Raw genomic sequence first — 24421 nt, forward strand, 5'->3', positions numbered from 1 at the left:
CGGTAACCTCGGCTGCTATGACACAGGCCGAGGTCGTCGTGGTCGGGTCCGGGTTCGCCGGGTTGTGCATGGCGATCAAGCTGCGCCAGGCCGGCTGCGAGAACTTCGTCGTCCTGGAGAAGGCCGGCGAGCTCGGCGGCACCTGGCGGGACAACACCTATCCAGGCTGCGCCTGCGACATCCCGTCGTACCTCTACTCGTTCTCGTTCGAGCAGAACCCGCACTGGACCCGGATGTTCGCGCCCTGGGACGAGATCCTTGCCTACCTCAAGCACTGCGCGGACAAGTACGGCGTCGCGGAGAAGATCCGGTACGGCGCCGAGGTGACCGAGGCCGTGTTCGACGAGACCACCGGCCGCTGGACCGTGACGGTGAACGACTCGGAGACCATCGAGACCCAGGCCCTCGTCGCCGGCGTCGGCAGCCTGCACCGGCCGAAGCTCCCCGACGTCCCCGGCCTCGACTCCTTCGCGGGTACGGCGTTCCACTCGGCCCGCTGGGATCACGCGCACGACCTGCGCGGACGGAACGTCGCCGTCGTCGGTACCGGCGCCTCGGCGATCCAGTTCGTGCCCCGGATCGCCGCTGAGACCGGGAAGCTGGACGTGTACCAACGGACGGCACCGTGGATCACGCCGAAGCCGGACCGTTCGATCGGCCCGCGGGAACGCCGGCTGCACGAGTGGTTCCCGGCCGGGCAACGGGCGATCCGCGCCGCGGTCTACTGGGGCCTCGAAGGTCGTGGCGTCGGCTTCGCCGGCAACCCGAAGTTGATGAAAGGCCTTGAGCTGCAGGCGAAACGGCATCTGCGCAAGCAGGTCCCGGATCCGGAACTGCGGTCCAAGCTGACGCCGGACTACCAGATCGGCTGCAAGCGGATCCTGATCTCGAACGACTACTACCCGGCCCTCGCCCGACCGAACGTGGACCTCGTCACCACGCCGATCGCCCGGATCACCCCGACCGGCGTGGTCACCGCCGACGGCACCGAGCGGGCCTGCGACACGCTCGTCCTCGGCACCGGGTTCGAGGTGTCGGCCAACCTGACCCGGATGCCGATCCTCGGCAAGGACGGCGTCGACCTGGCCGACCACTGGAAGCGCGCCGGCATCGGCGCCCACCTCGGCATCACCGTCGCCGGCTACCCGAACTTGTTCCTGCTCACCGGCCCGAACACGCTGCTCGGCCACTCCTCGATGGTGTTCATGATCGAGGCCCAGGTCCGCTACGTGATGCAGGCGCTCCACCTGCTCCGGCGGCGCGGGGCGTCGTACGTCGAGGTGCGTGCGGACGCCCAGGACCGGTTCGTCGGCGGGATCCAGGGCGAGCTCGGCGACACCGTCTGGCAGTCCGGCTGCACCAGCTGGTACCTGGACGCGGCCGGGCGGAACTCGACCATCTGGCCCGAGTTCACGGTGTCCTACTGGCGCCGCACCCGCCGCCTCGATCCGGCCGACTTCGTCCTGGTCCACTAAGGGATTCCCGGACTTCCGAAGTAGGAGCGTCGGGGGTTCGCCCTACGACCTTGGGATGAAGGCAAGACCGGTCCTCGGGCCGATGTCCGGACGGCCGCGGCGAAGGATTCTTGAGGTATGGAAATCCTTCAGATCGCCGGAGCAGCGGCCGTCGTGATCGGCATCGTGGTCATGGTCCTGCTCGCCATCGTGCCATCGGTCGTCGACCGGTAAGCAAGACTTCCCGCGGGGAGTCAGCCGACGGACAGGTGGACCAAGAGGTCCTGCCGGGTCAGCACGCCCACCGGCTTGCCGTCGTCCAGCACCATCAGGGCGTCCCGATCCTCGAGCAGTTGCACCGCCTTGGTCACCGGTTCGCCGGCGCCCAGCGACGGCAGGGCCTCGTCCATGTGCTGCTCGACCATGTCCGCCAGCCGGGCCTTGCCGGAGTACAGGGCGTCCATCAACGTCCGCTCCGACACCGCCCCGGCGACCTCGGCCGCCATCACCGGCGGCTCCGCCCGGACCACGGGCATCTGCGAGACGCCGTACTCCCGCAGGATGCCGATCGCCTCGGCGACCGTCTCGTGTGGGTGGGTGTGGACCAGCGGCGGCATGCCGCCGTCCTTCTCGGCCAGGACGTCGCCGAGCGTCGTCCCCTGCCGGGTCTCGGCGAGGAAGCCGTACTGCGCGAGCCAGTCGTCGTTGAAGACCTTCGTCAGGTAGCCGCGGCCGCCGTCCGGCAGCAGGACCACGATCACCGCGTCCGGGTCGTCGAGCTCGTGCGCCAGCCGGATCGCGGCCGCCGCGGCCATCCCCGCGGAGCCGCCGACCAGCATGGCCTCCTCGCGCGCCAGCCGCCGGGTGACCGCGAACGAGTCCGCGTCGGACACCTCGATGATCCGGTCGCAGATGTCGCGGTCGTACGTGTCCGGCCAGAAGTCCTCGCCGACGCCCTCGACCAGGTACGGCCGGCCGGTGCCGCCGGAGTACACCGAGCCCTCCGGGTCGGCGCCGATGATCTGCACCTTCCCGCCGGAGACCTCCTTGAGGTACTTGCCGGTGCCGGTGACCGTGCCGCCGGTGCCCACGCCCGCGACGAAGTGGGTGATCTTCCCCTCGGTCTGCTCCCACAGCTCGGGGCCGGTGGTCTCGTAGTGCGAGCGCGGGTTGTTCTGGTTGGCGTACTGGTTCGGCTTCCAGGCTCCCTCGATCTCACGGACCAGGCGGTCGGAGACGTTGTAGTAGGAGTCCGGGTGCTCGGGCGCCACCGCGGTCGGGCAGACCACGACCTCGGCGCCGTACGCCTTGAGCACGTTGCGCTTGTCCTCGCTGACCTTGTCCGGGCAGACGAAGACGCACTTGTAGCCCTTCTGCTGGGCCACCATCGCCAGCCCGACGCCGGTGTTGCCGGAGGTCGGCTCGACGATCGTGCCGCCCGGCTTGAGCTCGCCGGAGGCCTCGGCCGCCTCGACCATCCGGACCGCGATCCGGTCCTTCACCGAGCCGCCGGGATTGAAGTACTCGACCTTGGCGAGCACCAGCGGTTTGGCGCCGTCCGTGGTCCTACCCAGCTTGACCAGCGGGGTGTTGCCGACGAGGTCCAGGAGAGAGTCTGCGTAACGCACATCTTTACTGTAGTGATACGTCCGTCTTTCCCCTATTTTCACTTGCGTCGCCGTAACAGCGTGTAATCCTTGGTCTTATGAGTAGAGCCCGGGCAGCCAAGAAGCTGGCCCAGGCCGCTGCTTTCGGGGGCGGGGGACTCGGACTCATCGGTGCCACGTTGTACGGCGTACTCACCGTCGAGGCGGAGTACGCGAAGCGCGCGATCGGGCCGATGCGTTACTACCCGACTCCGGGCAACGGCCTGTACGGCCGGTATCCAGGACATCCGATCACGTTCGCGATCCTCGGCGACTCCAGCGCGGCCGGTTACGGCACCGAGTCGCCGGACGAGACCCCCGGCGTGCTGCTCGCGTCCGGGCTCGCCGAGCTGGCCCGGCGGCCGGTCCGGCTGGTCGACGTGGCGAAGACCGGAGCGCGGTCGACCGAGCTGGCCGCCCAGGTCGACGCCGCCCTGCAGGCCGGGCCGCAGGTGGCGGTGATCCTGATCGGCGCCAACGACGTGAAGTCGAAGATGCCGCCGTCGACGTCCGTCCGGCTGCTCTCGGCCGCGGTCCGCAGGTTGCGGGCCGCGCACTGTGAGGTGGTGGTCGGCACCTGCCCGGACCTGGGCGTGGTCCGGTCGATCATGCCGCCGCTGCGGCAGGTCGCCCGGTCCTGGAGCCGCCGGCTGGCCGCCGCCCAGACCATCGCAGTGGTCGAGGCAGGCGGCCGAACTGTCTCCCTCGGCTCGCTGCTCGGCGAGGTGTTCCGGACCAACCCGTCGATGTGGGGCCGGGACAACTTCCACCCCTCGGCCATCGGGTACGCCGCCGCGTCCGCCGCGCTGCTGCCGTCCGTCGCGGCCGCGACGGGGGTCGGGCCGGAGTCGTTCGTCCACCCCGAGTCGTTCCGCGGCGAGGCGATCCTGCCGATCGCGGAGGCCGCCGTCCAGGCGGCCAAGACGGCCGGCACCGAGGTCGCGGCCACCGAGGTCGCCGGCCGCGAACGCGGACCGCGCGGACGCTGGGCCGCGCTGCGGCACCGGCGCCGGCACCCGAAGGCCGAGGTCGAGCGGATCGACGAGGAATCCTCGGACGCGCTTCCCGTCGGCCGGTAGTTCCTCGGGTCGCGCGTCCGCTGAGCACGACTTTCATGACGAGAGTCTTGCCTAGCGACGGCTGCGTGGTGCACAGTCGATAACTACGCGGTACCCCGATGACGGGAGGCGACGATGGGCTTGAACCACTCCGAGGAGACGCACCAGCGTCTGGTGGAGAAGGTGCCCAGGTGCACCGGACGCGAGATGACCGAGTGGTTCCAGCTGATGAACGACGGACCGTCGTTCCTGCGCTTCGACGACAGAGTGAGATGGCTTTCCAGCGAGTACGCCCTCGCGCACGGGCACGCGACCGCCATCGTCCACGAGTACGACCTGGTCCGGGCGCACCGGCGAATGGGCTGACGAGCCGAACGGAGAGACCCAAGACGACCTGCCCCCTCAGGTGGAGGGGCAGGTCTTCTCCATTCCCAGCCCTGGCAGGCGTCGAGCACGCTCTTCGCCGCGCCGCGGGCCGGTCTCAGGTGAGGTCGCGGCGGAGTGGGACGAGGGCGGCGACGACGGACGAGAAGGCGCAGTACGCGAGCAGGATGAGCGCGCCGCCGGCCGGCGACATCGATGCCGGTCCGCTCGTGGACATCTCCGCCGCGACGGTGTCGGTCAGGAAGGTGAACGCCGTCAGCGAGGCCGTCGCGCCGCCCGGAAGGTAGGCGTAGATCGCGTTCAGGCCCGGGATGATCATCAGCACGTACTCGAGGAAATAGAAGTAGCCGAGGACGATGCCGACGGCAACTAGTTGGTTGTGGGCCAGCGCCCCGATCGCCACGCCGAGGACGACGTACACCGCCGCGGCCACCGCCAGCTTCGCCAGCAGCACGAGCAACTCCGCCGGTGCGATCGTCAGGCTGATCCCGCGGACGGCCGCCGCGCCCACCAACGCGAGCGCCGAGGCGCCGGACGCGATCACGCCGTACACCAGACCTGACAGCCCGTAGACGATCAGCTTCGCCAGCAGCACGCGTCTACGCTGCGGCACCGCCAGGAAGGTGGTCCCGATGGTGCGGTGCCGGTACTCGCTGGTCACCGCGATCGTGCCCAGCAGCGCGGGCACGAACAACATCAGGCCGCCGATCCCGACGGTGATCCCGGCGCCTTCGGGAGTGTCGATCCCGGGCATCGGCGGAGTCGCGTTCTCCGGACCGGTCAGGCTCAGGATCCCGGTCAGGCCGCCGCCCGAGAGGACTGCCGCGAGCAGCACCCAGCGCGGCAGCCGGACCGACCACAGCCGGGTGAACTCACCACGGATCAGCTGCATCATGCGGTCGGCTCCTTCGCGGTCAGGGCGAGGAACGCTTCTTCGAGCGTCCCGCCGTGCTCGGTGAAGTCCGGCAGCGAGCCGGACCAGGCGATGCGCCCGTGGTCGATCAGGACGAGGTCGTCGATGCTGTACTGCAACTCGGTCAGCACATGGCTGGAGACCAGCACCGTCCGTCCCGAGGCGGCGAAGTCACGCAGGAACGTGCGGAGCCAGACGATTCCGGCTGGGTCGAGACCGTTCGACGGCTCGTCCAGGACGAGTACGCCGGGGTCTCCCAGCAAGGCCGTGGCCAGGGCGAGTCGCTGCCGCATGCCGGTCGAGAATCCCTTCACCCGCCGGTCGGCGTACCCACCCAGGTCGACCGCGTCGATCACCCGGTCGACCCGCTCGCGGGGATGCCCACCGAGATCACCGAAGGTCCGCAGGTGCCCGCGAGCGGTCGCGGCAGGATGGGCCGCCGCGATGTCGAGCACGGCGCCTACCGTGCCCGTCGGCGCAGCGAGATCCCGGTACGGCGTCTCGCCGAAGGACGCGATCCCGCGGTCGGGCCGGGTCAGCCCCAGCAGCATCCGCAGGGTGGTCGACTTGCCCGCGCCGTTCGGCCCGACGAACCCGGTCACCCGGCCGGCCTCGGCGGTGAAGGTCGCGTCCACCACGGCCTCCACCGAGCCGAACCTCTTGGCCAGCCCGGACACCCGGATCGGCAGTCCACTCATAGCGCCCTCTCCCGACTATCATCAGTGCAACTGTGAGAACATTATCAGAGTGATAATAATAGTGGGAGGACGTCGTGCCAAAGAGAACGCCGGTGGCGGACGTGGTGATGCATCCGGTCCGACTGCGGATCATCCAGCAACTCGGCGGGCGCGAGCTGACCACCGCCCAGCTGCGCCAGGCGCTACCGGACGTCACCCAGGCGACCCTCTACCGGCACATCGCGGCTCTGGTCGAGGCCGAGATCCTCTCCGTGGTCGCCGAACGGAAGGTGCGCGGAACGACCGAACGCACGCTCGCGGTGGGGTCGCGGCTCGCGGTGGCCGACCTGGACGAGCTCCGTGCGATGGACGACGGTCAACTTCGCAGCGCATTCCTCGCCTTCCTCGGTCAGGTCGGCGAGCACTTCGACCGGTTCCTGGCCAGTGGCGACCCCGGGCTCCGGGACTTCCTCGGGTTCCACCTGTCTGCGCTGTACGTCACCGCCGAGGACCTGCCCAAGATCCAGGCCGCCCTGGTCGAAGTCCTCGGGCCGTACCAGACCGAGCCGAAGGACGGCCGCCAACGGGTGGCCCTCGCCACCGCGTTGATCCCCGAGCCACCGTTGCCCGACGATCCGAGCTGAGCCCGGGAACGCCGAAGGGCCGGCCCACGGTGGGCCGGCCCTTCGGGTTGTGCGCTTGGTGTCAGTCGCCGCCGCGCAGGATCGCGAGGATGCGGAGCAGGTTCCAGTACAGCCAGACCAGGGTGACGGTCAGGCCGAACGCGGCCCGCCAGGCCTCGTTCTGCGGGGCGCCGTGCTTCACACCCTGCTCGATCATGTCGAAGTCGAGGATCAGGTTGAACACCGCCAGGCCGGCGCCGAGCGCGGCGAACAGCAGCCCCATCGGGCCGAAGCCGCCGATCCCGGAGTTGAAGCCGAACAGGCTGGCGACGAAGTTGATCAGGATCACGCCGGCGAAGCCCATGGTGGCGATGATGACCATCTTGGTGAACCGCGGCGTCACCTTGATCGCGAAGTACTTGTACGTCGCGAGCGTCAGACCGGCCGTGACCATGGTCGCGAGCACCGCCTGCACGACGATCCCGTTGTCGTTGACCAAGCGGGCGATGAACTCGCTGCCGATCCCGAGGAACACGCCCTCGGCGGCGGCGTACACCATCACCAGCGCGGGGTTGACCTTGCGGGAGAAGGAGAGCACCAGGCCGAGCGCGAACGCCAGCAGGGCACCACCCAGGAACGCGGGGGTGACCAGGGTGTCCGGCACCATGTACCAGGCGATCGCGGCGAACAGCACCACAACGCCGAGGGTGGCGGCGGTCCGGACGATGACGTCGTCCATCGTCATGGGGCGGCTTCCGGCCGGCGCGCCTTGGTACTGCTGGGGCGGCATACCGGGTCCGCCGTACTGGCCGGGCTGCTGACCGTAAGGACCCGGCTGACCGTACGGAGCGGCCCCGGGGTAGGCCTGGCCCTGGCCAGGCGCGAACGCACTCGACCGGTTCAGGACCGGGTTACTGCTCTGCATGTCATTCCTCCTGATGACCCACATCCGGGGCCGTACAGAGATACTACGGTTCCACCCTTAACAACGTCTGAGAATCAACCCCCTGTTCCCCAACCGCAACCCCAACCCGGCAACCGGTTGCACAACCCAACCACCCCCCGAAAACCCGTGGTGAGCGACGGGTCGGCCTGCGTACCTTGGGCAGTCATGGCTGAGCCTCACAGGATCCGCCCGGCGACCCCGGATGACGTGACCTTCCTCGCCGACGTGTCGTTGGCGACGACACGGCGACGGCCTGCCGACTTCGACGAGGACGGCTGGCGCGCCGGGTTCGCCGAATGGACGATCGAGACGCTGACGGACACCTCGGTCGTCGAGCTGTCCGGCGTACGCATCGGCCGGCTGCGGGTTCGGCGTACTGCGGAGGTCGTCGAGCTGTGCGGGATCCAACTGCATCCCGACGTGCAGGACCGCGGGATCGGTACGGCGATCATCCGGAGACTGCAGGCCGAGGCGGCGGCGAGCGGCGTACCGCTGGAGCTTGGGGTGGAGAAGGACAACGCGGACGCGCAGCGTCTGTACGAGCGGCTCGGATTCACGCGGATCGGCGAGTCGGAGGCTGAGTTCAAGCTGCGGTGGTCGAGAGGTGAGGGACATGCAGGGTGAGATTTGGGGCGTGGAGACCGCTCGGCGGTATGACACGCCGGGTGTGGGGATGTTTGCGGCGGAGGTGTTGGGGCCGACGGTTGAGCGGCTGGCTGGGTTGGCGGGGGACGGGCGGGCGCTCGAGTTCGCGATCGGGACCGGGCGGGTCGCCGTACCGCTGTCGGAACGCGTCCCGGTCGCCGGCATCGAGTTGTCCACCGCGATGATCGACCAGCTGCGGACCAAGGCCGACGAGGACACCGTCCCGGTGGTCGTCGGCGACATGGCGACCACGCGGGCGCCGGGCGAGTTCAGCCTCGTCTACCTGGTGTTCAACACGATCTCGAACCTGCTCACCCAGGCCGAGCAGGTCGAGTGCTTCCGCAACGCCGCCCGCCACCTCTCCCCCGGCGGCCGCTTCGTCATCGAGCTCTGGGTCCCCGAGCTCCGCCACCTCCCGCCCGGCCTGCCGGCGACCGTCGGCATCGCGGATCCCGGCTACATCCTGCTCGACACGTACGACGTACTGAACCAGCACGTCGTCTCCCACCACTTCCGCTTCGCCGACAAAGGCACCCAGGCCGAGCTGTTCCGCAGCCCCCACCGCTACATCTGGCCCGCCGAGCTCGACCTGATGGCTCAACTGGCCGGCTTCGAGCTCGAGTCCCGGCACGCCGACTGGCAAGGCGCCGACTTCACCGCCGACTCCCCCTCCCACGTCTCGGTCTACCGTCTGACTCCCACAAGCTGAAGGTGTACGGCGGAGTCGAGGTCACCCCACGTCTCGACGATCTTGCCGTTGGCTGTGCGGTAGACGGCAAACTCCTGCGCGGTGATGGCGCGACCGGTCTGCGACAGCCCGAGGAACTCGCCTGAGTGCGTGCCGGTGTCGATCAGGTGGGCGGAGATCCAGTCGCCGTCGACCAGCAGGTGCTGCAGGTCCCAGTGGTAGTCGGGGAACGCCTCGACCACCGACCGCAGTCCGGCGATGTACTGCTCGAGGCCGGTCGGCGCTCCGTTGACCCGGACGGCCTCGTCGACGAACTCGCCGAGATCCTCGAAGCGGTGCTGATTGCAGCGCTCGATGTAGCGCCGGTAGAAGTCCTTCATCGCCCCATCGTCGCAGTCCGCACGGTCTTGCGGTTGTGTCTCACCGCTCGGTGAATCGGCTCCCCGGGCGCACCATGGATCCATGGACGGATCCCTCCGGAGAGGGAGTGTTTCGATGGGTGAGATCACTCGCGAGAGGGTTTGTGAAAGTTTTCACGAGTGCAGTAACCTGAAGTAGACATGAAGTCGGAGCTCCACTCAGGGAGAGTGAACCGCATGACAGCCCAGGTGCCGCACATCCTCGTCGTCGGAGGCGGCTACGTCGGGATGTACACGGCGTACGGCCTGCGCAAGGCCGCGCGCAGAGGCAAGGTCCGGGTCACCGTGGTGGACCCGCGATCGGTGATGACGTACCAGCCGTTCCTGCCCGAGGCGGCGGCCGGCTCGGTGGAGCCGCGGCACGTGGTGGTGCCGCTGCGTAAGACCCTCAAGGGCTGCCGGGTGGTCACCGGCCGGGTGACCGGGATCGACCACGCGAACAAGGTCGCCAAGGTGATGCCCGAGGAGGGCCCGGAGTACGAACTGGCCTACGACCAGGTCGTGGTCGCGCTCGGCTCGATCGCCCGCACGCTGCCGATCCCCGGCCTGGCCGAGGAGGCCACCGGGTTCAAGAACGTCGAGGAGGCGATCGCGCTCCGCAACAAGGTGCTGGACCGGCTGGACGTCGCCTCGTCCCAGCCCGACCCGGCGCTGCGCAAGTCCGCGCTGACCTTCGTCTTCGTCGGTGGCGGGTACGCCGGGGTGGAGGCGTTCGCGGAGCTCGAGGACATGGCCCGCTACGCCACTCGGTACTACGACAACATCGACCCGGACGACATGCGCTGGGTGCTGGTGGAGGCGACCGGCCGGATCCTGCCGGAGGTCGGCGAGGAGCTCGGCAAGTACACCGTCGACCAGCTCCGCAAGCGCAACATGGACATCAAGCTGGAGACCCGGCTGGAGTCCTGCGAGAAGGGCCGGGTCATCCTCAGCGACGGCGAGGAGTTCGACGCCGACACGATCGTCTGGACCGCCGGCGTGAAGGCGAACCCGGCGCTCGCCGCGACCGACTTCCCGCTGGACGAGCGCGGCCGGGTCAAGTGCCTGGCGAACCTGCGGATCGAGGGGGTCGCCGACGCGTGGTCGGCCGGCGACAACGCCGCCGTACCCGATCTGACCAGCGAGCAACCCGGCGTGTACTGCGCCCCGAACGCGCAGCACGCGGTCCGGCAGGCCCACCGGCTGGCCGAGAACATCCTGCTCGTGGTCGACGGCAAGAAGCCGGTGGACTACAAGCACAAGTACGTCGGCTCGGTCGCGAGCCTCGGCCTGCACAAGGGTGTCGCCCAGCTGTACGGCGTGAAGGTCAAGGGCTGGCCGGCGTGGTTCCTGCACCGGACCTACCACGTCTCCCGAGTGCCCACCTTCAACCGGAAGGCCCGCGTCATCCTCGACTGGACGCTCGCGCTGTTCTTCCGCCGCGAGGTGACGTCCCTCGGCAGCCTGCAAATGCCGAACGAGGAGTTCCGCCGCGCAACGCGGTCATGACCCTGAACCGACCCTGAAATCACCGGTCCCGGCCTGTGAGTCTCTGGCTGGGACCGGTGCGGTCTGCGACGCTGGTCCGACCATCGGCCGATTCATGGGGGGACCATGAGTGAGGGGAATGCGTGGCTGCCACCGCGCTGGGTCATCCGGTTGGCGTGGAAGGTTCATCGCGCCATCTACAGGGTCAGCGGCGGTCGTCTCGGTCTGTCGCTGCCGAGGGACAAGCGCTACGGCACCCTGCGCCTGACCGCGACCGGCCGGCGCACGGGTCAGCCGCGTAGCGTGCTGCTCGGGTACTACGTCGACGGCCCGAACCTGGTCACGATGGCGATGAACGGCTGGGGCGAACCGGAGCCCGCGTGGTGGCTGAACCTGCAGGCGAACCCGAAGGCCGAGGCTGTGCTCGCCGACGGGTCACGTCCGGTCCGCGGCCGCGCCGCTGTCGGCGAGGAGCGCGAGCGGTTGTGGGCGCGCTGGCAGGAGATCGACAGGAACCTCGACGAGTACGCCGCCCGGCGCACCAAGACGACCGCGGTCGTCGTCCTGGAACCGCGCTAGGACACGTGCTGGTTGCGTGACAGCGACTTGAACATGTGCACGTCCTCGTGGCCGCCTGGGATGCCGTGGGTCCGGCCGGTCTCGACGTACCCGTGCCGCTGGTAGAAACCGGGTGCCTGGAAGGTGAAGGACGAGACCGCGATCCGGTCGCAGCCGCGCCGCCGGGCCTCCGCCTCGGCAGCGAGCAGGATCTTGCTGCCCCAGCCGTCCTTGCGGCTGTCCTCGCGGATCCACACCATGTCGATCCCGCACAGACCACCCCAGGTCCAGGCGGCCAGTCCGCCGACCAGTTCACCGTCGTCGTCGGTCACCTTGACCGAGAACGCGCCGCGGTCGTCGGCTCCGGTCGCAGCGGTGTTGAAGCTGTCCAGTTCGTCACTCAGCCGCTGCTCGAGCTCGCGATCCTGATTGCCGACAATCAGATTGTTGTCCCTGGTCACGCCGCCGAGTATGCCAACCGCCGGCTACTCGTGCAGCAGCCCGGCGTCGTGCACGATCAGGGCGATCTGGACGCGGTTGTTCAGGTCGAGCTTGGTGAGGATGCGCGAGACGTGCGTCTTCACCGTCGGGACGCTGAGATAGAGGGTCGCGCTGATCTCGGCGTTCGACTTGCCTTCGCCGACCGCCACGGCGATCTCGCGCTCGCGGTCGTTCAGCTGCGCCAGCCGGTCGAGCGCCTTCGTCTTGCGCTGGTCCCGGCCGGACGCCGCGACCCGGGTCATCAGCTGCTTGGTCACGGCCGGCGACAACACCGGTTGCCCGGCGGCCACCCGCCGTACCGAGTCGACGATCTCGGCCGGCGGGGTGTCCTTCAGGACGAATCCGGCCGCGCCGGCGCGGAGCGCGCGCAGTACGTGCTCGTCGGCGTCGAACGTGGTCAGGATGACGATCTCGGGCGCGTTCGGACGGCGTCGTACCGACTCGGTCGCGGTCAGGCCGTCGGTGCCGGGCATGCGGATGTCCATCAGGACCACGTCGGGAGCAAGCCGGTCGATCAGGCCTTGTACGCCGGTACCGTCGCCGGCCTCGCCGACCACCCGGATGTCCGGGGCGCCCCCGAGCATCATCTTCAGCCCGGCGCGCAGCAGCGGATCGTCGTCGACGATCAGAACCCGAATGGTCATGCCGGCCACGGTAACCAAGCGAAGAGCCGGAACTCACCTTCAGGGGTCCGGCCGTGTTCGAGCCGGCCGTCGACGAGCGCGGCGCGTTCGGCCAGTCCCAGCAGCCCTTTCCCGTCGCCGCGCCGGCGGTTCGGCGCCGGGTTGCGGACCTCCACGGACAATCCGTTGCCCGGGGCACCGGTCACGCTGATCCGGACCGCCTCGCCGGGCGCGTGCTTGAGCGCATTGGTCAGCCCCTCCTGCACGATCCGGTACGCCGTCCGCCCGACGTGCTCCGGCAGCGCGCCGGGAGCATCCAGGACCAGCTCGACCGGCAGACCCGCGTCGCGCGACCCCTCGACCAGCACGGGCAGGTCGGCGAACGTCGGCTGCGGGAGCTCTCCGACCGGCGCCCGCAGTACGCCGATCACCTCCCGCAGATCCTGCAACGCCTGATGCGCACTGGCCCGGATGACCTCGGCCGCCCCGGCGACCTCCTCCGTGGACGCGTCCGGCCGGTACGCGAGCGCGCCGGCGTGCACGCTGAGCAGCGACAGCCGATGCCCGAGTACGTCGTGCATCTCGCGAGCGATCTCCTCACGAGCCCGGAGCTGGGCCTGCTCCGCCTGCAGCTTGGCGACGATCTCGGCCCGGTCGGCACGGTCGCGCAGCGTCTGCAGGAGCTGGCGGCGGGAGCGGATGTACAAACCCCACGCCATCAGCGCGATGTAGATCGCGATGGCCGCCACGACGAGGGCCTCGGTCTCGGTCTTGTGCCGCACCTGGACGTAGAACGCCAGGCTCACCGCGTTCACCAGGAAAATGATCAGGGTGGTCCGCAGCCGGCAGTGGATGGCCACGGTCAGGATGAGGACGATCCCGGCCCCGCCGGCGGTATCCGAGAAGATGCCGATCACGGCCGACAGCAACGCCAGCTGGACCGGCCAGCGGCGCCGGAACCACAGCGTCAGGCACAGAATCATCCCGAAGGCGAAGTCGAACGCGAGCAGCTGCGGGCTCACCGGGTCCCTGCTGCCGTCCTCGAACAGGAGGATCCCGACGAACACCGCGACGACGAAGACGAGCGAGTCCACGATCCAGTCGCGCCGGCTGCGGCGCGGACGGCGTACGGACTCGGTCATGGCACGAATGTAGCGGTGCGTAAGCGTTCCCCGGGGGTTTCGCGGCTGTCCGGATACCGAAGTCGGATTCATCGGCTACTTAGGTCAACGGTAGGTTGCCGGGCATGAGTCAGCTCGCAGTCACCGTCATCGGACCCGACCGCCCGGGCATCATCGCGGACGTCACCGAGGCGCTGGCCGGTACCGGAGTCAACCTCGAGGACTCCACCATGACGCTGCTGCGCGGCCACTTCGCGATGATGATCGTCTGCTCCGGGCCGTTCGAGGAGGTCAAGCAGGCCGTCGAGCCGCTGCGCGGGGAGCTGGTGATCACGGTCCGTAAGGTCGGCCCCGAACACGAGCACGCACCGATCGGCCCGTCGTACCTGCTGAGCGTTCACGGTGCCGACCGGCCCGGGATCGTGGCCGCGGTCACCCGGATGATCGCCACCGCGGGCGGGACGATCACCGACCTGACCACCCGGCTGAGCGGGGAGCTGTACGTGCTGACCGCCGAGGTCGAGCTGCCGCTCACCGCCGAGCTGGAGATGCTGACGCGCGCGTTGGAGATCACCGCCGACGAGCTCGGCGTCGGCGTCACCCTGCGCTCGGCGGAGAGCGACGAGCTGTGACAGTGATCACCGGCTGGTCCCCCGCCGACCTCGGCGTCGAGGGCGCCGTACTGGAGGTCCTGCGGGCGCCACACCCGGTCCTGGCCACCGAAGGCGCGACCGTGGACCCACTCGACCCGGCGACCATCCAGCTCGCCGCCGACCTGGTCGCCACGATGCGGGTGTCGCCCGGGTGCGTGGGGCTGGCGGCGCCGCAGGTCGGCGTGGCGGCGCAGATGTTCTCGCTTGACGTCACCGATCACCCGAAGACACGGACCTGCCATGGAGTGTTCGTGCTGTGCAACGCGGTGGTCGTCGAGGCGTCGCGGCAGGAGAAGGGCCGCGAGGGCTGCATGTCCGTCCCCGACTTCACCGGCGACGTCAAACGCGCCACCCGGCTCACGGTGACCGGCACCCTGCCCGGTACGACGGACGAGGTCACCATCACCACCGACGCCTTCGAAGCCCGAGCCCTCCAACACGAAATAGACCACTGCAACGGCAACCTCTTCCTCGACCGAGTAGCCGGAGCCCACGCCATCTACCCCCGCAAGGTCTACAAGTAGCCGGCCTGGGGGTCCCCCTCGCAGCCTGCTCCGCGCGCTCCTCCGTCGCGAGCTCCGCCGGCAGCCCCACCCACCCTGTCGCGCTCACGCTGCTCGCTGTCCTGCTCGCGGCGCTCGCCGTACGCTCGCGGGGTGCGCTCGCTCCGCTCGCGGCGCGCTCGCGCTGCTCGCTCAGCGACGGCGGCGTGGTCGGCGGCTGCTGTGGACCCCTGAGAACCCCACCCGCGCTCGTCTTTGCTTGTAAGGTCAGTGCTTGCCGACCAGCCCGGGTGGCGGAACGGCAGACGCAGCGAGCTTAAACCTCGCGGCCGAAAGGCATACGGGTTCGAATCCCGTCCCGGGCACAGGCCACTCTGACCGGCAGGTATTACGAACCGTGACATAGCGGAGACTTACCTATCGCCGCGTTAGTTGCACACCTAGTTGCAACCGTCATCACGACCACAGCGCCTCCCCCATGTGCTCGGCCGCGTCCCGAGTCAGCTTGTCCCGTACATGCGCATAGCGCCTTACCACCGCAAGAGAGGCATCCCCGAGAATCTCCTGACTCACGCTGATGTCTACTACTTCCAGGAGCAACGTGGCGGCGGTATGGCGAGCATCGTGAGGCCTCGCGTCCTGCACGCCAATGAGCGACCGCATGGATTCGAACTCGGCCAGTAGCGCCGAAGCTTGATCGGCCGGGCCCCCGCTAATCCGCGAAGACCAGATCGCAGTCCCCCCACGCGGCGCTAACTGCCAGAAGCTCAATAGCTTGAGTAGCGCGGTGGGCATGGAGTTGCTCGGTCAATGGAGCGGGAATGGGAACCAAACGCAGCTCTTACCCTTGGGCTTCCGCAAGACCCATTCGCCACGTGACGAGCAGGGTGAGCATAAGCGGCTGGAAATGTTTATCTCAGGCTGGCCTGCCTAGTGACGCAACATGTTGCCGATTGTGGATGCCCAATGCGCTTTGAAGGTCGGCAGCTAACAGACTTCAGACAGCAGCCGCCTGCCCGAGTCAGGCTGACCAGCACCGGATCGGCGGGCCCTGCGGCTGGGACCAGCTGGGCGCAATTCCGGTTGCAGTTCGATCGCGTTCGGCCGGGTCCGGCCGGGTCATCCGGGCGGGCGGCCAAGGCGACCTGGACCCTCGCGTATCACTCCGGACGCTGGCAGGTCGAGCTCGGACCTCGCAGCCGAACACCTGCGAGACTCTGTCCCGTGGCCAAGTGGCGTCGAAGCACCATCCGTGCGTGGACATATCCGTTCGGCGAACGGTCATGGACAGATGTTCGCTCGTTTCTGGGTGGCATGGCCGCCCTGGATTCGAACTTCCAGTACCTGATCGACGTGGTCGACAGCGTGCTCGACTCGGGAGCAAGCGAGCATCTCGCCGTAGGCACGGCGATGCATGACCTCATGGTCACGCCTCATCCCGTCGATCCACCAGTAAGTGATCTGGTCGTCGTGCGAGCTCCCAGTTCGCTCAGACCGGCCGCAGCTGCCGGGCATGTTCGCATCGAGCGTCTCTCCGGGTCCGGTCGCAATGACTCGATTGACCGACCGTCCTCGGAGGCTGTTCCGCTGTTCTGGCGCTTCGTCATCGAGAAGTACGGCATCAGGCCGCCTGATCGCTCTGCCTGAGGCGCCCGTCCCGGAGGCCGCTTCGTAATGGGAGAATTTCGGGAGCCGATACCTGGTCAGAACACCCATCAACTAGGTCAAACGCGCCGCAATTAGGAATGCTCGGATACCTTGCGCACAAGGGATCCAGCCGTAGCGCCCAAGCCGTAGCGCGGCCGTCGCCCATGGCGTGGAAGTGGTCAGCCAGTTGCACCGGTGGGTGCAGTTCGCGGCGATCCGCTGGGTTCGGAGAGATGAACTAGCCACAAACGAGCGTGGCGCGACCTGTGCCGAACCTCCCTCGACAGGGGTCGGTCGAACTCCGGTCGACACGTCTCTTGACGCGCGCTGGGCAGCTCAGATTCCGCGGGAGCCGTCGAGTGTCTCGCGGATGATGTCCGCGTGGCCGGCATGGCGCGCGGTCTCTTCGATCATGTGGAACATCACGTACCGCAGGTTGCACTTGATGATGTCCGTACGCGCACAGATGCTGTCGAGATCCATGGAAGCTGCGATGGAGCGGGACTGCTCGATCTGCTCGCGGTACTTCTCTATCCAGTCGTCCACCGTATCCTGGTCACTGACCATGAAGGTGGTGTCGTTCTGCCCTCTGACGGTAGGCCAGTCCTCACCTGAGTCGCGTCCGCCCATGACCACCTGAAACCAGCGGCGCTCCCAGGTCGTTGCATGCTTCACGAGGCCCAGAAGCGACAAAGAACTCGCGGTCGGGGTTTGCCGCGCCGTTGCGTCATCGACCCCTTGGATCTTCCTGATCAGGCCCTCTCGCTGGGCATCCAGGAAGTTCGCCAGGGCGGCACGCTCCGAGGTGAGGCAGAACTGCTCGTTCTCGTCACTGGACACTGGCCGATCCTAGTGGGCATTCCATGGTGGGGAACGCCAACGGCGTCATCTGGGATCTCCGACCCGCACTGGACGAAACCTGAGGTCGGCAGCTATCGGAGAGTCCGCTGCCAAGACTGCTCTTGGCTGGGATCCAGCGGCACCAGAGGGATTGTGCTCAGGTAATGATGAGCGAACTCGACCAGTTGGGAGGGCGCGATATCGGGGAGGTCGTGAAAGTCCGGCCTGCTCAGGTCGAGTGTGTAAGCACCCGCTGAACGATCCTTCAGCACAGAGAACACGATGCATCGGTAGAAGTCGTCACCGTCAGTTCCAAACACGGCAACGTAGTGGTCGCCGAGGTCGTCGCGATGCTCCTCCAGCCATTCCGGACGACCGGTGGCGCTGAGCCCCGGCGTGCGCGCAGCCTTCTCCATGAGTCCTTTGAGGACCTCGGTCGATATGACCTTGATGTCGCCGGCGTGATCCATTTCGCCCCAAGGCAACCGACGGCCATCAATCTTCGGCCACCGGCGAACTCGCCCGCGCCATCCGAAGAGCAGATTCATAGCAGGACGGTACAGGCGCACGGGCCGCGGACGACACGCCAGAGCCTCGCCACCACGCGTGAGAACTTGCGCGTCCAGATGGGGAATTGACGGAGGCGACCGACCTGGGTGTACCCCCGTTCAGCGGGCCGGGCCCGGGAGAGATTCGATGAGGTACGACGTCATCGTCGTACTTCGCTCCATCAGTCCACACGTTCGCGAGCTCTCGAGTCGATGCGAGAGGTTTGGAAGGCCAACAGCCGGTCAGGACGCCATTGGATGCTTCAAAACCATCTAAGCCGCACGCAGCAGATTTGCCGCGGTGTAGCAGCAGTTCAGTTGCGAGGGTGATTGCGTCCCGCGACACCTCTCTGAGCCTCATTGGTTGCGAACTGCTGCGGCTCGGGGTCTGGGAGTTGGCGGAGGGTTCGTAGGGGGCTGAGGAGGGCGACGGCGGTGCTGGTCAGCATGATGAGGCTGCTGATGACCAGGGTGGCTCGGAATCCGAGCAGGGCGCCGAGGGTGCCGCCGAGGAGTGCGCCGATCGGCTGCATTCCGTGGACCAGGAAGCGCCAGGTCGCCTGGGTGCGGGCGAGAAGTTCTGGAGGGATCAGGATCTGGCGGATGGTCTGCTGGTTGATCCCGTACAGCGCCGGGCCCCAGCCGCGGAGGAGTTGCGCGACGATCACAACCGCCAACACCAACGCGGTCGGTCCTCCGGCGGCGGCCATCACCAGCCCGGCCAGACTCGACAGCGTTGTGCCGAGGATGAAGGCGGGCCCGTTGCCGAGCCGACCAGTGATCTGCACGCCGACGGTGGCGCCGATGATTCCGGCGAACCCGGCCACGGCGATGACCACGCCGACCAGGGCAGCCGACAAGCCGAGATCACGGACCAGGAACAGCACCACGATCACCACCTGCATCTGACCAGCCAAAGCGCCTACAGTGGCGGCGATCGTGGTCGCGCGCAGCGCGGGCTGTTCCAGCGCTGCCCGTACGCCGACCCAGATGCCCCCGAACAGCGACTCTTTGGCCGGAGCGACGGCAGTCGATCGGCCCGCGACGGTGATCCGCGCCTTTGAGATGGCCGACACCAGGTACGACGCCGCGTCGACAGCGATCGCTATCGGGGCAGTGAGGAGCTGGACCAGGACGCCGCCGAGAGCGCTGCCGCTGGTGGCGACGACGGAGTTGCTGAGCGCGAACGCGCTGTTGGCCGCGAGCAGTTCGCGGCGGGGAACCAGGATCGGCGCGAACGACTGGGCCGCGATCACGGAGAACAGGCTGCACGCTCCGGTGACGAGCACGACGACGTACAACTGCCACATCTGCAACAGTCCCGTCGCGGCCAGAATCGGCACGGCTGTCAGGGCGGCGGCGGCCAACAGGTCAGCACCGACAATGACGCTGCGGTACGACAGCCGGTCTACCCACACCCCGGCCGGCAGCCCAAGGACGAGGTGCGGCAGGAACGCGACCGCTCCCAGCAAGCCCATTTGTACGGGCGACGCACCGAGCACCAGGACCGCGGTCAAGGGCAACGCAACGGTCGTCACGCTCGATCCCAGTAGAGAGATCGAGTCGCCGCCGAACAACCGCCGGAAATCCCGATGATCGACCAAGACACGCCACTGGACCTTCACCGCTCCCAGTAAACCCTGCACCGCCGCAGTCGACACGAAGCGTCCGAGGCGTCGCAGGAATCAGGCAGTATCGCCGAGCTGCCCGGCGGCTGACAGGAGATTGCAAGAAGGCCGTCAGTCGCTGACGATCGGCGTCTGTGTCGGCTTGGTTGCTTTGATTGCGTAGTACGCCGGTAGCTGTGACGCGCTTACGCCGAGGCCGTCGTAGATTTCTGGTGCCGGCGCCTCGAAGAAGGCGGTCAATTGGAGACCGGCATTGATGAGTGCCATGACGACGTCGCTCGCCGGCCAGACGAAGGCCGAGAACGGCGGTGGTTTGGTCTGCCCGCGGGCACCCACCGGGCGCTTCGCGTCGTCGGTGTCCGCCCTTGGTGTGGAACGTCCGAAGTAGTCGCCTGCCACGGCGAGCTGGTTGTCTCCGCGGACCGCGAGGACCTCCCAGATCGGATGGTGATCACACATCAACACCGATCCACCGGGCCGAAGACGTTCTGCCAGGATGCGCGCGAACTCGTTGAGATCCGGGACCCAACAGACGGCACCCCAGCTCAAGTAGATGAGATCGAGCTTCACTAGGTCCACCGGCAGATCGAACATGTCGGCCTGGCGAAACTCGGCTGCGATTCCTGTCTCGGTGGCCTTTCGTTCGGCCATCTCGATCGCCACGTCCGAGATGTCGATCCCGATCGCCGTTGCTCCGAGCGTCGCCCAGGACAACACCTGATCGCCGCACGAACACGCGAGGTGCAGGACCCGCTTGTCCTTGACGTCACCGACGAGGTCCAGTTCGAATTGCTCGAGCGCCAGGCCGCCGTTCCTGAAGAAGTCGGCCGGCTCACCTCGACGCATCGGCGCGATGAGGTTCCAACTGGTGCGGTTAGCCTCTGTAATTCGCTGGATGGAGGACGCCATGCCCGTCAACCTATCCGGCCTCCCAACGTTCGTGACAACTGCTTTTGCATCGGGTCGACAGTGTCAGATTCCTGCGATTGATTTGGCTTGGGTCAGGACGGTGTCGAGCATTTGTTGGGTGAGTTTGCCGGTGAAGGTGTTTTGTTGGCTGGGGTGGTAGGAGCCGATGACGGTGATTGGGCCGTGGGGTGTGTCCAGCGGGTGTTCGACGGCGTGGCCGAAGCGGGGGCGGGGGACGTGGGCGCCGGTGGCTGATAGGGCGGTGAGGAGGGCGTCGTAGCCGAACTTGCCCGGGCAGACGATGGCTCGGGTGGTGGGGAGGGACAGTTCCAGTTCGCGGCGGAACCAGGGGGCGCAGGTGTCGCGTTCGGCGGCGGTTGGCTTGTTGGCGGGTGGGGCGCAGCGGACGGCGGCGATCATGCGGGTGGCGATGAGACGGAGGCCGTCGCCGGCGTGTTCGCTGGTGGGCTGGTTGGCGAGGCCGACCCGGTGGAGGGCGGCGAACAGCCAGTCGCCGGAGCGGTCGCCGGTGAAGACGCGGCCGGTACGGTTGCTGCCGTTCCCGGGCACACGTGGATCGACCTGCGCACCAAAGTTCAGGTGGTCGCCGCTCGTACGCCGCGGAGGACGACGTCGAGGACTGCGTCGGACTCGGCGCGGGCGGTCTCTGGGTTGGCGGCTCGGGCGATGTAGAGGGCTGAGCCATAGAGGCCGCCGAGTGCGACGTGTGCCAAGGGGTCGAGTGCGACTCCGGGTAGCGCGCCGCTGTTGACCAGGGGTGTCAGCACAGTTCGCAGCATCGGGAGTTCGACACCTTCCGTGCCGCTGTCCCAGGCGCGTGCGGCCAGTACGGTCACACTGTCGATGATCACGATCCGCCTGAACGCGGGTTGGAGGCAGGCGTCGAGGAACGCGGAGAGGCCGGCTCGTACTGCGGCCCACGGATCCGTCTCGGCCAGGGCCGCGGCCATCACCGCCTCTGCGGTCTCCTCCAGCACGACGTCGTAGACCGCCTTGAACAGTGCATCCTTACCACTGAAGTGGTGGTAGAGCGCACCTTTCGCGAGACCTGCGCGCTGGACGATGTCATCCATGGCGGTCGCCCGGTAGCCCTGCTCGACGAACCGCTCGCGCGCGATCCCGAGCAGCAGCTCCCGGGTCGCCTCCGCCTGCCGTTCCCGAAGCCTCTTGACAGTCACCAAGCAAGCATAAAGACTGACTGCAAGTCGGTGACCGACCGTCGGTCGGTGAAGGAGGTTCTGACAGTGCCACTTCCACCCGGTCAACGAAGCGTCGAGGGGTTCCCGCGATTCGGCACGCACCTGCATCGGCCGCCGCCCGTGGTGCCGGACGATCCGGTGATCGCGATCGGCGGCGTCGTACAGAAGCCGCTGGACGTGCGGCTGCCGGAACTCGCCACACTGCCGCGACGCGAGCTCGTCGCCGACTTTCACTGCGTCTCCGGCTGGACGGCGACCGACCTGCGGTGGGAAGGGGTTCGGTTCGCCGACTTCTTTAGCGCCTGGGTTGAGCCCGCGCTCGACGCGGAGGCCTCCGTCAGCCACCTGGCGTTCGTGGGCCTGGACGGAGTCAGCTCCGTGGTCGAACTCCAAGACGCGCTGGCCGACGACGTCCTGCTTGCGGATCGGGTCAACGGGAATCCACTCGGCGGCGACCACGGAGCGCCGATCCGGCTGGTCAGTCCTGCGCAGTACGGCTACATGAGCATCAAGCACTTGTGCCGGGTCGAGGTGTACTCCGCCCTGCCGGTACATCGCCTCGATCGGAGCATCGCCGGCCGCCTGATCGAGGGGCATCCCCGTGCGCGGGTCTGGCACGAGGAGCGCCACGGCCACATTCCGGGATGGCTGATCCGGCCGTTCTACCGTCCGCTGATCCGCCCCATCCGCGCCCTCTGCGCGAAGGGAATCCAAGACCGATGAGCATCCGTACGGCGTGCCGCCGAGAGTGAACGTCTCACGCCATGGGCGGGCGGTTCGCAGCGGCTCATCCGTTGACTGGTTCTCCCGTCCCAGCGGGTGACGAGAAAGCGTGCATGTCGAGGGTCGGTCGCTGACCGATTCAGGGGACGCCGGCGATCGACTTCGCGCGGGTCAGGACGGTGTCCAGCATTTGTTGGGTGAGTTTGCCGGTGAAGGTGTTTTGTTGGCTGGGGTGGTAGGAGCCGATGACGGTGATCGGGCCGTGGGGGGTTTGCAGCGGGTGTTCGACGGCGTGGCCGAAGGGTGGGCGGGGGCGGGGGACCTGGGCGCCGGTGGCTGCTAGCGCGTTCAGGAGGGCGTCGTAGCCGAACTTGCCGAGGCAGACGATGGCTCGGGTGGTGGGGAGGGACAGTTCCAGTTCGCGGCGGAACCAGGGGGCGCAGGTGTCGCGTTCGATGGGGGTTGGTTTGTTGGCGGGTGGGGCGCAGCGGACGGCGGCGATCATGCGGGTGGCGATGAGGTGGAGGCCGTCGCCGGCGTGTTCGCTGGTGGGCTGGTTGGCGAGGCCGACTCGGTGCAGGGCGGCGAACAGCCAGTCGCCGGAGCGGTCGCCGGTGAACACCCGCCCGGTGCGGTTGCCGCCGTGCGCCGCGGGGGCGAGGCCGGCGATGAGGATGCGTGGTTCGGCGGCGCCCCAGCCCGCGATCGGGCGCCCCCAGTACGGCTGGTCCACGAATGACTTCCGCTTGCTTAAGGCAACATCTTCCCGCCATTCCACGAGCCGCGGGCAGGCCCGGCAGACCGAGACTCGGGCCTCCAGCTCGGCCAGGTCCGCGGTCGCAGCCAGGTCGACCACTTCGGAGGCGTCGTGAGCCACCGGAGTACGACGTACGGCGGGGTCCTCCGGCCAGCCCGTACCTGGTGGGACCGGGCTCTCGAACAACTCCCCCGTCAACGGATGCGGCAGCTTCACCCCTTCAGCCTAGAGACCCGCCGACGCTGAGGACGTCCAGGCCATCACAATCGGGCCCGTCGGCCGGCGGGCACGCTCGACGACGGCGAGCGGGCGTCGTTGTGATGGCCTGGCGGTCCGGGTCAGCCGAGGGAGAGGGCGACGCCGTCGAGGATGTCGTGTTCGGAGACGAGCACTTCGTCCACGGCCATCCGGTCGTACAACCGCTGCAATATCAGCGCACCGGCGCCGATAACGTCGACTCGGCCCGGGTGGATCGCGCGTACGGCGGAGCGGTCGGCGCGCGTGGAGGAGGTCAGCCAGGTCGTTGTGTCGCGCAACCTCGGACCGGAGATGCGGGCGTGGTGGACCTGGGTGCGGTCGTACTCGGGGAGGTCGAGGGCAATGGCGGCGACTGTAGTGACGGTGCCGGCGACACCGACCAGCGCACGGGCTTCGGCGATCGGGACGGTGGTGCCGTCGAGGAGAGCGTCGATGTCTTTGGCAATTGCGGCGAGCTCGGCCGGTGAGGTCGGGTCTGTGGTGACGTGGCGCTCGGTCAGGCGGACCGAGCCGATGTCGAGGGACTCGGCGGCGCGTACGCCGGTGGTGTCGCCGAGGACGAGCTCGGTGGAGCCGCCGCCGATGTCGGCGACGAGATAAGGCCCGGGGACGTGGAGTGCCACGAGACCGCTCGTCGCGCCGCGGAAGGTCAGTGAGGCTTCCTCGGCGCCGGAGATGATGTCCGGCTCGACGCCGAAGCGCTCGCGGATGCCGGCGAAGAAGACGTCCCGGTTTCGCACGTCGCGCGCGGCCGAGGTTGCGACGAATCGGGTCCGGGTCGCGCCGGCAGCGCGGATCGCGGCGGCGAAGTCGTCGGAGGCGGAGAAGACGCGGTCCAGGGCTTCCGGGGCGAAGGCGCCAGTGGCGTCCACACCTTGGCCGAGACGCACGATCGTCATCCGCCGGTCCACCTCGCGCAGCGACCCGTCGACGAGGTCGGCGATCAGCAGGCGGATCGAGTTCGTGCCACAGTCGACGGCGGCGACCCGGTCAGACACAGGGCCCCGGTCAG

29 protein-coding genes and 1 tRNA gene are annotated in these 24421 nt (G+C 68.0%); 13 read left to right on the forward strand and 17 right to left on the reverse strand.

The window, feature by feature from the left end; genetic code table 11:
* The first annotated feature begins 17 nt into the window (after nt 1–17).
* On the forward strand, nt 18–1475 hold the full coding sequence (locus tag ACQPYZ_RS28690) for a flavin-containing monooxygenase (RefSeq protein ID WP_433161553.1): 1458 nt from the start codon (nt 18–20) through the stop codon (nt 1473–1475).
* A gap of 233 nt (nt 1476–1708) precedes the next feature.
* Here ACQPYZ_RS28690 and ACQPYZ_RS28695 read toward each other — a convergent pair whose 3' ends face one another.
* Nucleotides 1709–3082, reverse strand: coding sequence for a cystathionine beta-synthase (locus ACQPYZ_RS28695; protein ID WP_433161555.1), 1374 nt, complete (start codon nt 3080–3082; stop codon nt 1709–1711).
* 77 nt (nt 3083–3159) lie between these two features.
* On the opposite strand from ACQPYZ_RS28695, the gene ACQPYZ_RS28700 reads away from it, so the two are divergent.
* A complete protein-coding gene (locus tag ACQPYZ_RS28700; RefSeq protein ID WP_433161558.1) occupies nt 3160–4179 on the forward strand; it encodes an SGNH/GDSL hydrolase family protein in 1020 nt (339 codons plus the stop codon).
* 114 nt (nt 4180–4293) lie between these two features.
* Nucleotides 4294–4524 (forward strand): DUF4287 domain-containing protein, encoded by a 231-nt coding sequence (locus ACQPYZ_RS28705; protein WP_132148165.1) that lies wholly within the window; start codon nt 4294–4296, stop codon nt 4522–4524.
* Between the two features lie 115 nt (nt 4525–4639).
* Here ACQPYZ_RS28705 and ACQPYZ_RS28710 read toward each other — a convergent pair whose 3' ends face one another.
* Entirely contained in the window at nt 4640–5437 is a 798-nt protein-coding gene (locus ACQPYZ_RS28710) for an ABC transporter permease subunit (RefSeq protein ID WP_433161559.1), read from the reverse strand.
* A complete protein-coding gene (locus ACQPYZ_RS28715) occupies nt 5434–6153 on the reverse strand; it encodes an ABC transporter ATP-binding protein (RefSeq protein ID WP_433161560.1) in 720 nt (239 codons plus the stop codon). Before ACQPYZ_RS28715 ends, ACQPYZ_RS28710 begins: the two co-directional genes overlap by 4 nt.
* A 74-nt stretch (nt 6154–6227) precedes the next feature.
* Between ACQPYZ_RS28715 and ACQPYZ_RS28720 the strand changes: the two genes are divergently transcribed.
* A complete protein-coding gene (locus ACQPYZ_RS28720; protein ID WP_433161561.1) occupies nt 6228–6776 on the forward strand; it encodes a helix-turn-helix domain-containing protein in 549 nt (182 codons plus the stop codon).
* Between the two features lie 61 nt (nt 6777–6837).
* Here ACQPYZ_RS28720 and ACQPYZ_RS28725 read toward each other — a convergent pair whose 3' ends face one another.
* Nucleotides 6838–7680, reverse strand: coding sequence for a Bax inhibitor-1/YccA family protein (locus ACQPYZ_RS28725; RefSeq protein WP_433161562.1), 843 nt, complete (start codon nt 7678–7680; stop codon nt 6838–6840).
* 186 nt (nt 7681–7866) lie between these two features.
* Between ACQPYZ_RS28725 and ACQPYZ_RS28730 the strand changes: the two genes are divergently transcribed.
* Together ACQPYZ_RS28730 and ACQPYZ_RS28735 are read left to right on the forward strand one after the other, a co-directional pair.
* Nucleotides 7867–8325, forward strand: a complete 459-nt coding sequence (locus tag ACQPYZ_RS28730) for an N-acetyltransferase family protein (protein ID WP_433161564.1) — start codon at nt 7867–7869, stop codon at nt 8323–8325.
* Nucleotides 8315–9055 (forward strand): class I SAM-dependent DNA methyltransferase, encoded by a 741-nt coding sequence (locus tag ACQPYZ_RS28735; RefSeq protein WP_433161565.1) that lies wholly within the window; start codon nt 8315–8317, stop codon nt 9053–9055. The genes ACQPYZ_RS28730 and ACQPYZ_RS28735 overlap by 11 nt, the downstream gene beginning before the upstream one ends.
* Here the strand turns inward: ACQPYZ_RS28735 and ACQPYZ_RS28740 are convergent.
* Nucleotides 9031–9414 carry an ester cyclase gene (locus tag ACQPYZ_RS28740; RefSeq protein WP_433161567.1) on the reverse strand — a complete coding sequence of 128 codons (384 nt, stop codon included), beginning with the start codon at nt 9412–9414 and terminating at the stop codon, nt 9031–9033. The two genes, ACQPYZ_RS28735 and ACQPYZ_RS28740, sit on opposite strands and share 25 nt — an antisense overlap.
* Nucleotides 9415–9630: 216 nt before the next feature.
* On the opposite strand from ACQPYZ_RS28740, the gene ACQPYZ_RS28745 reads away from it, so the two are divergent.
* Together ACQPYZ_RS28745 and ACQPYZ_RS28750 are read left to right on the forward strand one after the other, a co-directional pair.
* Nucleotides 9631–10941, forward strand: a complete 1311-nt coding sequence (locus ACQPYZ_RS28745; protein ID WP_433161569.1) for an NAD(P)/FAD-dependent oxidoreductase — start codon at nt 9631–9633, stop codon at nt 10939–10941.
* 105 nt (nt 10942–11046) lie between these two features.
* Nucleotides 11047–11499 carry a nitroreductase/quinone reductase family protein gene (locus ACQPYZ_RS28750; protein WP_433161571.1) on the forward strand — a complete coding sequence of 151 codons (453 nt, stop codon included), beginning with the start codon at nt 11047–11049 and terminating at the stop codon, nt 11497–11499.
* Here the strand turns inward: ACQPYZ_RS28750 and ACQPYZ_RS28755 are convergent.
* The 3 genes from ACQPYZ_RS28755 to ACQPYZ_RS28765 are packed head-to-tail and all read right to left on the reverse strand — an operon-like array spanning nt 11496 to nt 13744.
* Nucleotides 11496–11939: a GNAT family N-acetyltransferase gene (locus ACQPYZ_RS28755; RefSeq protein WP_433161573.1), complete on the reverse strand. Its 444-nt coding sequence runs from the start codon at nt 11937–11939 to the stop codon at nt 11496–11498. The genes ACQPYZ_RS28750 and ACQPYZ_RS28755 overlap by 4 nt on opposite strands.
* Nucleotides 11940–11963: 24 nt before the next feature.
* Complete coding sequence (locus ACQPYZ_RS28760; protein ID WP_433161575.1) at nt 11964–12623, reverse strand: response regulator; 660 nt, start codon at nt 12621–12623, stop codon at nt 11964–11966.
* Nucleotides 12620–13744 carry a sensor histidine kinase gene (locus ACQPYZ_RS28765; protein WP_433161578.1) on the reverse strand — a complete coding sequence of 375 codons (1125 nt, stop codon included), beginning with the start codon at nt 13742–13744 and terminating at the stop codon, nt 12620–12622. Before ACQPYZ_RS28765 ends, ACQPYZ_RS28760 begins: the two co-directional genes overlap by 4 nt.
* A gap of 104 nt (nt 13745–13848) precedes the next feature.
* Here ACQPYZ_RS28765 and ACQPYZ_RS28770 point away from each other — a divergent pair, with 104 nt between their 5' ends.
* The 3 genes from ACQPYZ_RS28770 (at nt 13849) to ACQPYZ_RS28780 (ending at nt 15244) form a co-directional block, all read left to right on the forward strand.
* Nucleotides 13849–14355: a glycine cleavage system protein R gene (locus ACQPYZ_RS28770; protein ID WP_433161579.1), complete on the forward strand. Its 507-nt coding sequence runs from the start codon at nt 13849–13851 to the stop codon at nt 14353–14355.
* Nucleotides 14352–14900, forward strand: a complete 549-nt coding sequence (gene def / locus ACQPYZ_RS28775; protein WP_433161582.1) for a peptide deformylase — start codon at nt 14352–14354, stop codon at nt 14898–14900. The genes ACQPYZ_RS28770 and def overlap by 4 nt, the downstream gene beginning before the upstream one ends.
* 263 nt (nt 14901–15163) lie before the next feature.
* Nucleotides 15164–15244, forward strand: a tRNA-Leu gene (locus ACQPYZ_RS28780).
* Between the two features lie 91 nt (nt 15245–15335).
* Here the strand turns inward: ACQPYZ_RS28780 and ACQPYZ_RS28785 are convergent.
* Nucleotides 15336–15674, reverse strand: coding sequence for a tyrosine-type recombinase/integrase (locus tag ACQPYZ_RS28785; RefSeq protein WP_433161584.1), 339 nt, complete (start codon nt 15672–15674; stop codon nt 15336–15338).
* A 429-nt stretch (nt 15675–16103) separates the two neighbouring features.
* On the opposite strand from ACQPYZ_RS28785, the gene ACQPYZ_RS28790 reads away from it, so the two are divergent.
* Nucleotides 16104–16526, forward strand: coding sequence for a hypothetical protein (locus ACQPYZ_RS28790; protein WP_433161586.1), 423 nt, complete (start codon nt 16104–16106; stop codon nt 16524–16526).
* Between the two features lie 336 nt (nt 16527–16862).
* On the opposite strand, the gene ACQPYZ_RS28795 is transcribed toward ACQPYZ_RS28790, so the two are convergent.
* From ACQPYZ_RS28795 to ACQPYZ_RS28820, 6 genes are all read right to left on the reverse strand, one after another.
* Nucleotides 16863–17366 carry a DinB family protein gene (locus ACQPYZ_RS28795; protein ID WP_433161589.1) on the reverse strand — a complete coding sequence of 168 codons (504 nt, stop codon included), beginning with the start codon at nt 17364–17366 and terminating at the stop codon, nt 16863–16865.
* A gap of 92 nt (nt 17367–17458) precedes the next feature.
* A complete protein-coding gene (locus tag ACQPYZ_RS28800) occupies nt 17459–17914 on the reverse strand; it encodes a hypothetical protein (protein WP_433161592.1) in 456 nt (151 codons plus the stop codon).
* 314 nt (nt 17915–18228) lie between these two features.
* A complete protein-coding gene (locus tag ACQPYZ_RS28805) occupies nt 18229–19575 on the reverse strand; it encodes an MFS transporter (RefSeq protein WP_433161594.1) in 1347 nt (448 codons plus the stop codon).
* A 78-nt stretch (nt 19576–19653) separates the two neighbouring features.
* A complete protein-coding gene (locus ACQPYZ_RS28810; RefSeq protein WP_433161596.1) occupies nt 19654–20451 on the reverse strand; it encodes a class I SAM-dependent methyltransferase in 798 nt (265 codons plus the stop codon).
* Nucleotides 20452–20514: 63 nt separating this feature from the next.
* Nucleotides 20515–21021: a uracil-DNA glycosylase family protein gene (locus ACQPYZ_RS28815; RefSeq protein WP_433161598.1), complete on the reverse strand. Its 507-nt coding sequence runs from the start codon at nt 21019–21021 to the stop codon at nt 20515–20517.
* A gap of 26 nt (nt 21022–21047) precedes the next feature.
* Complete coding sequence (locus ACQPYZ_RS28820; RefSeq protein ID WP_433161600.1) at nt 21048–21650, reverse strand: TetR/AcrR family transcriptional regulator; 603 nt, start codon at nt 21648–21650, stop codon at nt 21048–21050.
* 66 nt (nt 21651–21716) lie between these two features.
* Between ACQPYZ_RS28820 and ACQPYZ_RS28825 the strand changes: the two genes are divergently transcribed.
* Nucleotides 21717–22394, forward strand: coding sequence for a molybdopterin-dependent oxidoreductase (locus tag ACQPYZ_RS28825; RefSeq protein WP_433161603.1), 678 nt, complete (start codon nt 21717–21719; stop codon nt 22392–22394).
* 139 nt (nt 22395–22533) lie between these two features.
* Here ACQPYZ_RS28825 and ACQPYZ_RS28830 read toward each other — a convergent pair whose 3' ends face one another.
* Nucleotides 22534–23367: a uracil-DNA glycosylase gene (locus ACQPYZ_RS28830; RefSeq protein ID WP_433161605.1), complete on the reverse strand. Its 834-nt coding sequence runs from the start codon at nt 23365–23367 to the stop codon at nt 22534–22536.
* Between the two features lie 122 nt (nt 23368–23489).
* Nucleotides 23490–24407 (reverse strand): exopolyphosphatase, encoded by a 918-nt coding sequence (locus ACQPYZ_RS28835; RefSeq protein WP_433161607.1) that lies wholly within the window; start codon nt 24405–24407, stop codon nt 23490–23492.
* Between the last annotated feature and the right edge of the window lie 14 nt (nt 24408–24421).

Origin of the sequence: Kribbella sp. CA-247076 (assembly GCF_050942445.1) — a bacterium.
Classification (GTDB): domain Bacteria; phylum Actinomycetota; class Actinomycetes; order Propionibacteriales; family Kribbellaceae; genus Kribbella.